The sequence below is a fragment of the Caulobacter sp. GW821-FHT11A05 genome (assembly GCF_058809015.1).
Window position 1 is genome coordinate 652,725 of the sequence record NZ_JBXASF010000001.1, and the last position, 9,015, is coordinate 661,739.

The window sequence follows — 9,015 nt, forward strand, 5'->3', positions numbered from 1 at the left end:
TACGCCTGACGGCCTCTTCTGGCTAGTTGGGCGGGTTGTGCTTCTCCAGGAAGGCCACGGTGGCCTCCAGCATCTGCAGCCGGGTGTCGCTGCGCGACATCCAGTGGTCCTCGGCCTTGAGGGTGACCAGTTCGACCGGCTTGCCCGCCTTGCGCAGGGCGTCGGCCATCACCTGGCTCTGGTCGTAGCGCACGACCGTGTCGTCCTTGCCGTGGATCAGCAGGACAGGGATGTCCGCCTTGGCGGCGTTGGCGACCGGCGAGATGGCGGCGAGGGCCGGGTCGCGGCGGTTGTCGACGCCCATGAACCGCGACCAGTAGCGCTGGGTGTCGGTGTTGCGGCCGCCTTCGGCCGCGGCCGCCGAGGTCATGAAACGCTTGGGGTCGGAGACCGCCGAGATGGCGACGGCGCAGCGGTAGACGCCGCGATCCAGGGTCGCCCCGGCCAGGGCCGCATAGCCGCCATAGCTGGAGCCGACGATGCAGACCCGCTTGGGGTCGATGATCCCCTTGGCGGCCAGGTCGCGGACGCCGTCCGACAGGTCGGTCTGCATCTTGCGTCCCCATTCGCCGTAGCCCGCCTCGAGGAACCGGCGCCCGAAACCGTCCGAGCCGCGGAAGTTGGGCTGCAGCACCGCATAGCCGCGCGAGGCCAGGGCCTGAGCTTCCCAGTCGAAGCCCGGCTCGTCGCGCGCGGCCGGGCCGCCGTGAGGCAGGACCACCAGCGGCAGCTTCTCCGCTGCGCGGCCGCGCGGCAGGGTCAGATAGCCGGTGATCTCCAGGCCGTCGGCGGCCTTGTATTTCACCGGCCGCACCTCGCTGATGTCCTCGGGCTTCAGGCCGCTGTAGATGTCGCCCAGGGCGCCCGCCGACTTGGTGTCGAGATCGACCAGGGCGTAGTAGGGGCCGGCCTGCGGATCCTCGACCCGGACGATGATCTTGCGGCGATCATCGGTCCAGGAGACCAGCCTGACCTGCAGCCCCGGAAACGCCTTGCTGATGCCGCGCCAGACCGCCTGGTCCTTCTTGTCGAAGAAACTGTAGGAGAGGTCGTCGCCGTCGAGGTTCCAGATGCCGATCAGCGCGTGGCTGGCCGGGTCGCGGACGAAGCCGTCATAGGGCGGCAGCTTGATCTCGCGCGGGGCCGAGCCGTCGGCGGGGTATTCGCGGATCACCCGGACGTCGGTTTCGTCGTCATGGCTGACCAGCAGCACCGAGGTTCCGTCCTGGGCGAGGCCGGCCAGATAGGGGCGGTTGAGAGGGGTGTTGAGGCTCTCGACCAGAGTCCAGCGGTTGTCGCGCTGCAGGCGCAGCGACCAGTCGCCCTTGACCCGATCGTATTCGGTCTGGGCCAAGGGCGTGCCGTCGCGGGACAGCACCCAGTCGGAGGTGTCGGGCCGGCCCTGTTCGTAGAGCCGGGTGGCGCCGGTCGTCAGCTTGATGGCGAACAGGCTGTCGCGGCCCATCTCGCCGCTCGGCCAATGGACGCCCTCGACGATGACCGTGGGCGCGCCGTCGATCATCCGCACCTGCGGCGGACCGATGACGGTGTTCATGGAGTCCTTGGCCTTGTCCATCAACAGCCGGGTCTTGCCGGTGGCGACATCGTAGGCGAGGACCTGGAAATACTCCCGCACCGGTCCGGCCAGGCCGGCGACATAGTTGGTCGAGGAGACGGTGATCAGCAGGTAGCCCGGCGTCGCCCATTGCAGGTCGCGCACCTTCCGGTCGCCGGCGTTGAGCGTGACCACCGCCTTGCCGTCGGCGACCGCCTTGATCAGCACCAGCCGGGCGTCGCCCCGGGTGACGGCATAGGCGACCATCGCCCCGTTGGGCGAGATCTGCGCGTCCTCGATCGTCGGCAGCCGGCCATAGGCGGCGAGCGGCGCGGCCAGCGACGGCGTCGGCGGCAGGGCGCAGACGGCGAGAACGCCCAGGCTCAGAGCGGCCAGGCCGCGCGACAGGAATTTCATGAGTACGCCCCCCAAGGCCCGACTGACGGCCCCGGGGCAATGCTAGCAAAGGCGGGGCCCCGGCGGAAAGGGCCAACGAAAAACGCCCCGGCGCGAACCGGGGCGTTGATCTCTTACCGATGAGGGAAGCCTAGCGCGGGGCCAGGATCATGATCATCTGGCGGCCTTCCATCTTGGGCTCGTGCTCGACCTTGGCGACCTCGTCGAAGTCGGCCTTGACCTTGTTGAGCAGCTTCATGCCCAGTTCCGGGTGGGCCATTTCACGGCCGCGGAAGCGCAGGGTCACCTTGACCTTGTCGCCCTCCTCGAAGAACCGGTGCATCGACTTGGCCTTCACGTCGTAGTCGTGAATGTCGATGTTGGGCCGCAGCTTGATTTCCTTGAGCTCGACGATCTTCTGCCGCTTGCGGGCCTCGTTCTTTTTCTTCTGTTCCTGGAACTTGAACTTGCCATAGTCCAGGATCTTGCAGACCGGCGGATTGGCGTTGGGGACGATCTCGACGAGGTCCAGACCGGCCTCTTCAGCCGCTTCCAAAGCGGCGGAGATGGGCATTTCACCCTGCTTCTCGCCGTTCTGATCGATCAGAAGAACACGGGGAACGCGAATGTCTTCATTCATGCGCGGCCCGTCTTTCACGGGCGGCGTATTGTTAGGGCGGCGAATAGGCTTCTGCTCCGGTATCTGTTTATACGAAAGGCGCGGCTCGCCCGGGGCGTTCCGCGTCTGTGGGCGATATATGACCCTTGGCGGGGTGCGCCGCAAGTGAAGTTGCGGCCCACGGCGGCCGGGCGCCGCCCCTGTGCTCACAAAGACGCGACGAGGCCGGTTGTGATCGGAGTTCCCGGAACAACCGGAGTCGCCCCCGGTTTTGAACGCGGGGGCGGGCTGGGGCTTCGTTGTTTCAAGCGTACGGGAGAACAAAAATGGCCATGCAACGGTGGAACGAACGCGAACAGGACTGGCGCGGCGCGAGTGACTGGCGCGACCGTGACGACTACCGCGGGCGCCGCGAGGCGCGCCGCTTCGAGGAGGGGCACAATCCGGCCGGACCCGCCCAGAACTATCACGCGGGCGAAGACCGCTCGTGGAGCGCCGGCGACCGCCCCGACCGCTACTACGGCGACTACGGGGCCCGGAACTACGGCGACGGCGGCCCGACCGGCTATCCGAGCGAGGATTACCTCGGCGACGCCCGCCGCTTCGACCAGGGCGGCCGTGACCGGTACAGCCAACGGGGCCGGGGCGGGCCGGACTACAGCTACGATCAGACCAACCGCTACTACGGCGCCGAGTGGAGCGATCGCGACAGCTACGACGCCCGTCGCGCCGACTACCGGGCCGATTACCGTGGCGGCGCCTATGGCCGTGACACCGGCTTCGGCGATCCCAACCCCTACGTCCGGGCCGCGACCGACGGCGAGGCGCAGGGCCACCACCGGGGGCGCGGCCCGGCTGACTACAAGCGCTCGGACGACCGCATCCGCGAGGACGTCAACGACCGGCTGACCGACGACGCCCACATCGACGCCTCGGGCATCCAGGTGGCGGTGAAGGACGGTGAGGTGACCCTGAGCGGCACGGTCGACAGCCGCTTCGCCAAGCGCCACGCCGAGGACATCGCCGATCGCATCTCCGGCGCCAAGCATGTGCAGAACAATCTGCGGGTCCGGGACGGCGCGAGCCGGGGCGACGGGACGACCGCGACGCCAACCACGGCGCGTGGGTCTTCATCGCTGAGCTGACGTGAAGAAGGCCGCGGGTCCGGCAGGCCCGCGGCCGCTTCTTAGCGCGGAAGCAGTGAGAAGCTGGCGCTGGCCACCGTGTCCACGGCCATGTCGGCCAGGGTCGGGGCATGCAGCACGGCGACGTGGCCGCGCGGGCCGGTGACGGCCGCGTCGGAGCTGGCCGAGAACAGGGCCACCGTCGGGGCGCCGGCGGCGGCGATCAGGTGCAGCGGGCCGGTGTCGTTGCCGACCGCCAGCACCGAGCGCGAGCCCAACAGGGCGATCTGGGCGAAGTCGGTGCGGCCGGTCAGGTCGCGGGCCCGGCCGACGGTCTTCTGGATGGTGCGGGCCAGGGCGCTTTCCTGCGGCCCGCCGATGATGACGATGTCGTAGCCGGCCTTGAACAGCCGCCCGGCCAGGTCCGAGAACTTCTCGATCGGCCAGCGCTTCTCCGGCGCCTTCTCATTGCCACCCGGCACCAGCAGCACGAAGGGGCGCGGGGCCTGGGCGCCGGGGGTTGGCCGAGCTTCCGGCGCGCGGCGAACGATCCAGGAGAGGTCGGGGGCCGGCGCGTCGCCGGGCGTGGTCGGGGCGTCCGGCCAGATGCCGGCCACCTGCAGCTGCTCGGCCTGGCGCTCGAGGATGTGCATCTTCTCGCGGTTGGGGTTGCGGTGGCGGAACTTGGCGCCGGCCACCGGGCCCGACCAGGGCGGCGGGAAGGGCCGCAGCATGTTGAACAGCGAGGCCGAGGTGGAGTTGCCCTGCAGGTCGTAGACGCGGGCGTATTTGGCCGCCTTGATCGCCTTGCGCAGGGCCAGCCACTCGCCGGGATTGCCCGGCGCGCCATTGGTGTCGACCTCGTTGAAGTAGGGGCTGGTCTTGGCGAGGGCCTCGAAGGCGGGGATGGTCAGCAGGGTGATGCGGGCGCGCGGGTGGGCGGCCCTGATCCGCCGCATGGCGGCCAGGGACAGCACGAATTCGCCGATGGTCCCGGCCTGCACGACCAGGATCTTCTCGAAGCTCGCCATCAGGCCCGACTCTCCAATATGCGAACATAAACGCCCAGCGTGGCTTCGCACATGGCTTCAACCGAGTAGAGTTTTTTGGCCCGCGCCTGGCCGGCCTCGCCCATGGCGCGACGGCGGGCGGCGTCGGTCTGCATGGCCTCAGCCAGCCCCTTGGCCCAGGCGTCGGCGTCGCCGACGGCCAGCCGCCAGCCGGTCTCGCCGTCGACCACCGTCTCGCGGGCCCCGCCGTGGTCGCTGACCAGCACCGGCCGCCCCATGGCCTGCGGCTCGACCGCGGCGCGGCCGAAGCTTTCCGGCTGGGTCGAGGGCAGCAGGGCGAAGTCGGCCAGGCGGTAGGCGGCCGGCATGTCGTCGCAGTGGCCGACCAGCTTGACCTGATCGCCAAGGCCGTTGGCGCGGATGGCGTCCTCGACCTCCTGGCGGTAGTCGGTGCGGCCCTGGTCGTCGCCGACGAAGAGGATCAGGAAGTCGGCTTGGCCCTCCTTCTTCAGCCGGGCGGCGGCGTCGACGATGGTCTTGTGGCCCTTCAGCCGGGTGATGCGGCCGCCGAGTACGAAGACCGTGCGGCCGTCCGCCTTGCCCAGGCCCCAGAGGTCGCGCAGGGCCTTGACCCGGGCGGCGGTGACCTTGCGCGGATCGAAGCGGGTGAGATCGACGCCGCGCGGGATGGAGATGACCTTGTCGGGCGCGGCGTCGTGGGCGGCGATGACGTGGTCGCGGGTGTAGTCGCTGTTGGCGATAACCAGGTCGCCGCGGGTCATCACCGCATTGTACCAGCGCTTGAGGCCGGACTTGGCGTTGTAGATGCCGTGGTAGGTGGCGACGAAGGGGACCTTGGTGGCGTGCGCCGCCCACAGGGCGCTGAAGGCCGGGGCGCGGCTGCGGGCGTGGACGATGCTGATCTTCTCCTTGCGGATCAGGTCGATCAGCCGGGCGGCGTTGCCCATCATCACCAGCGGGTTCTTGCTATGCACCGGCATCTGCACCAGGCGGCCGCCGTCGGCCTCAAGGCGCGCCGCCATCCGCCCGCCGCGCGTCGCCACATAGGCCCGGCCGCCCGCGTTCACGACAGCTTGCGCGATGTCGATGGCGGTCTGCTCGGCGCCGCCGGTCTCCAGTTCGGGAACCACCTGCAGCAACGCAAAATCCGGGGGCAGGGCGATCAAGGGTGTGAGCGCTTCCTTGGCGGTGACGAATGAGGATAGGGAGCGTTGATAGGCCAAACGGGAGCCCGGCGCCATGACCGAGACCAGTGGATACCTGGAGCGTGAAGATGGCGAGCGCGTGGCCTGGAAAGCCGTCGCCGGCGCCGGCCCGACGGTGGTCTGGCTGGGCGGCTTCATGTCCGACATGGCCGGGACCAAGGCCAAGGCGCTGGCCGACTGGGCGCTGGCGCGGGGACGGGCCTATGTGCGGTTCGACTACCTGGGCCATGGCGAGTCGAGCGGGGCGTTCCGCGACGGGACCATCAGCCGCTGGCGCGAGGATTCCCTGGCGGTGATCGATCAGTTGACGGAGGGACCGCTGGTGCTGGTCGGCTCCTCCATGGGCGGCTGGATCAGTTGCCTGGTCGCGGCGGTGCGCCCCGAACGGCTGGCCGGCATGGTGCTGATCGCCCCGGCCGCCGACTTCACCGAGAAGCTGATGCTGCCCGGCTTCCCGGCTGAGGCCCACGCCGCCCTGGCCGCCACCGGCGAATGGACCCGGCCCAGCCTCTACGAGGAGGGCGGCTATCCGATCACCAGAAGTCTGCTGGAAGACGGCGCCCGCTGGTCGATCCTGCCCGGCCCTGTGCCGATCGAGGTCCCGGTGCGGATTCTCCAGGGCGCCGAGGACCCGGACGTGCCGTGGGGCCATGCGCTGGCTCTGGCCCAGGCTTTGAAGGGCGAGGACGTGGTCTTCACCCTGATCAAGGACGGCGACCACCGACTGTCGCGGCCGCAGGACATCGCGCGGCTGATCGCGGCGGTGGAGGAGGTCGGCTAGTCGAGGCTGCGGGTGTTGCGGCCGGCCTCAGCCTCGATCTGACGGGATAGCCTTTCATCAAGCCGCCGTTCGCTGGCCGAAATGGCGCGGGCGATCCAGACGGCCAAAGCCGTCAGCACCAGGCCCAGGCCGAGTATCAGGGCGAGGTAGAAGACGTAGCTGGTCTCGCCGAAGCGCTCCCAGCGTCGAGGTCGAACCAGGAAGGTGCGAACGACTGGCTCGGCCTGCTCCTGGAAGAGCAGCATCCAGACCCCGGCGGCCAGGCAGCCGAGACCGATCAGGATGATGATCGCGGCGGCGCCGTAGAGGCGCCACCAACCCGGGCGGTTCATCAGCAGGGCGTCGCGGCTGGGCATGACAATCCTTAGGCCCAGAACGCCTTGATCCGTTCCGCCTCGGCCAAGCCCTGCGCATGGCCGGCGCGGGCGATGTCTCCGCGACGCGAACCGTCCATCAGGTTGGGACCGAAGGCCTCGCCGCTGCCGGCGTCGGGGACGATCAGGGCGGCCTTGTTGCCGGCGGCGCGGACCTGGGCCAGTTCGGCTTCGAGACCGGGCATCATGAAGGGCAGGAAGGCCGGCGGGGCGACGGCGACCAGCAGGACCTTGTCGTGGGCCTTGGCGAGGTCGGCGTTCGTGCCGGACCGCATGCCGCCGTCGATGTAGCGCCGGCCGTCGATGGTGATCGGCGGGAAGATGGTCGGCACCGAACAGCTGGAGGCGATGGCTCGGATCAGCGGGGCGGCCTTGTCCTCGCCCCAGATGACCAGCTCACCATCGGCCGTGTCGACGGCCGTGCAGGCGTAGCCGGCAGGCCAGGGGCGGGTCCCTTCGGCCAGCGGGCCGAAGCCGGCGATGAAGGCCTCTTCCGAGACGGTCGTGGCCTCCAGCGCCATTTTGGCCAGTTTCAGCCGGCCCTCGACGGCCAGCGGCTCGCCGGGCGGCTTGCTCATCATGACGCTCATCAGCGGCGTCAGGTCGGGGGCGGGGCGGCCGCTTGGCGCGGCTTCCCTGATCTGCTCGGCGGCGGCGAACTCGGCCCGCAGCATGGCGACCGGGTCGCGGCCGATGGCCAGATGGGCGCCGACGAAGGAGCCGGCGGACGTGCCGAGAATCCAGTCGGCGTCCGAGACATCGACCCCGCCGTCGGCCAGGCCGGCCAGCAGGCCCGTCTCCCAGGCGATCCCCACCGGACCGCCGCCGCCCAGAACCAACGCCTTGCTCATGCCTGTTTCCCCTCGTTCGCGGCGAGGATAGCCGCCAGGCCTTCGCGATAGGAAGGGTATCTCGGCCGCCAGCCGAGCTCGGCCTTGGCGCGGGCGTTGGAGACCCGCTTGTTCTCAGCCCAGAAGCGCCGGGCCGGGGCCGGCATGCTGGCCTCGTCGTAGGGGAGGAGCGGCGGCGGCGACTGGCCCAGCAGGGCGGCGGCGAAGGCGTTGACCTCATGGGTCGGGGCCGGTTCGTCGTCGACGATATTGTAGATTCCGCCGGCTCGCGGCCGGGCGACGGAGGCGGCCAGGGCCCGCGCGATGTCGTCGACGTGGATGCGGCTGAACACCTGGCCCGGCTTGACGATGTTGCGGGCCGTGCGCTCGTGAAGTTTCTCCAGCGGCGAGCGGCCGGGGCCATAGATGCCGGGCAGACGGAAGACCTGCACTGTCAGCCCCATGCCGCGCCCGACCTCCAGCCAGTCGCGCTCGGCGGCGACGCGGCGGCCGGCCTCGATGCTGCGGGCGTGCAGCGGCGTGGCCTCGAAGCACCAGCCGCCTTCTCGGTCGCCGTAGACGCCGGTGGTCGACAGATAGCCGATCCAGTCGGGAAAGGCGCCGGCCCGGGCGATGGCCGGAACCAGGGCCTCCAGGGCTGGGCAACCGTGGTCGGTGGGCGGCGTCGTGACCAGGATGGCGGTCATCGGTGGGGCGGCGACGAGGGCGGTCTGGTCGCCGCTGTCGACGGGGATGACGCCGGCGGCGCGGGCCTCCTCGGCCGAGTCCTCCGACCGGACGGCGGCCCAGACCTCCCAGCCGTCCGCCTGCATGCGGTGGGCGAAGGCCCGTCCGGTGTAGCCGAAGCCGAAGATGAGGAGGCGGTTCACGGGCTATCCTAACATTGTGGATGGAAGGCCCGCCAACCCCGCCCACCTCCTCGCTACCGTCATCCTAGGCCTTGTTGTTCAGCCCGGGGACATGCCTGACAGGTGTTCGGGGACATAGCTGACACATCATTTTCTGGATTGGCTCTTGAGGAGGGCGGTCCATGCCTTGGATGGAGGTGTCGGCCATGGAGCAGCGGCGCGAGTTTGTGC

At 69.7% G+C, this 9,015-nt stretch carries 9 protein-coding genes; 2 read left to right on the forward strand and 7 right to left on the reverse strand.

Going from position 1 to position 9,015, the window contains the following annotated elements; all coding sequences use genetic code 11:
• Positions 1-22: 22 nt before the first annotated feature.
• Positions 23-1,972: an alpha/beta hydrolase family protein gene (locus AC1RSK_RS02935; RefSeq protein WP_492905366.1), complete on the reverse strand. Its 1,950-nt coding sequence runs from the start codon at positions 1,970-1,972 to the stop codon at positions 23-25.
• Positions 1,973-2,102: 130 nt separating this feature from the next.
• Positions 2,103-2,591, reverse strand: a complete 489-nt coding sequence (gene infC, locus AC1RSK_RS02940) for a translation initiation factor IF-3 (RefSeq protein WP_271065769.1) — start codon at positions 2,589-2,591, stop codon at positions 2,103-2,105.
• A 305-nt stretch (positions 2,592-2,896) separates the two neighbouring features.
• Here infC and AC1RSK_RS02945 point away from each other — a divergent pair, with 305 nt between their 5' ends.
• Positions 2,897-3,715 carry a BON domain-containing protein gene (locus tag AC1RSK_RS02945; protein ID WP_492905368.1) on the forward strand — a complete coding sequence of 273 codons (819 nt, stop codon included), beginning with the start codon at positions 2,897-2,899 and terminating at the stop codon, positions 3,713-3,715.
• 41 nt (positions 3,716-3,756) lie between these two features.
• Here the strand turns inward: AC1RSK_RS02945 and AC1RSK_RS02950 are convergent, their stop codons facing one another.
• The gene (locus AC1RSK_RS02950) at positions 3,757-4,725 is read right to left on the reverse strand and encodes a glycosyltransferase family 9 protein (RefSeq protein ID WP_492905369.1); all 969 of its coding nucleotides are present in this window, start codon (positions 4,723-4,725) and stop codon (positions 3,757-3,759) included.
• Positions 4,725-5,891 (reverse strand): glycosyltransferase family 4 protein, encoded by a 1,167-nt coding sequence (locus tag AC1RSK_RS02955; protein ID WP_492905371.1) that lies wholly within the window; start codon positions 5,889-5,891, stop codon positions 4,725-4,727. The genes AC1RSK_RS02950 and AC1RSK_RS02955 overlap by 1 nt, the downstream gene beginning before the upstream one ends.
• Before the next feature lie 73 nt (positions 5,892-5,964).
• Between AC1RSK_RS02955 and AC1RSK_RS02960 the strand changes: the two genes are divergently transcribed.
• On the forward strand, positions 5,965-6,711 hold the full coding sequence (locus AC1RSK_RS02960; RefSeq protein WP_492905373.1) for an alpha/beta fold hydrolase: 747 nt from the start codon (positions 5,965-5,967) through the stop codon (positions 6,709-6,711).
• Here the strand turns inward: AC1RSK_RS02960 and AC1RSK_RS02965 are convergent.
• From AC1RSK_RS02965 to AC1RSK_RS02975, 3 genes are read right to left on the reverse strand one after another with little or no spacing between them, the layout of a single operon-like run.
• Positions 6,708-7,067 carry a hypothetical protein gene (locus tag AC1RSK_RS02965; protein WP_492905375.1) on the reverse strand — a complete coding sequence of 120 codons (360 nt, stop codon included), beginning with the start codon at positions 7,065-7,067 and terminating at the stop codon, positions 6,708-6,710. The two genes, AC1RSK_RS02960 and AC1RSK_RS02965, sit on opposite strands and share 4 nt — an antisense overlap.
• An 8-nt stretch (positions 7,068-7,075) precedes the next feature.
• The gene (locus AC1RSK_RS02970) at positions 7,076-7,936 is read right to left on the reverse strand and encodes a patatin-like phospholipase family protein (protein ID WP_492905377.1); all 861 of its coding nucleotides are present in this window, start codon (positions 7,934-7,936) and stop codon (positions 7,076-7,078) included.
• A complete protein-coding gene (locus AC1RSK_RS02975; RefSeq protein ID WP_492905395.1) occupies positions 7,933-8,748 on the reverse strand; it encodes an SDR family oxidoreductase in 816 nt (271 codons plus the stop codon). Before AC1RSK_RS02975 ends, AC1RSK_RS02970 begins: the two co-directional genes overlap by 4 nt.
• Between the last annotated feature and the right edge of the window lie 267 nt (positions 8,749-9,015).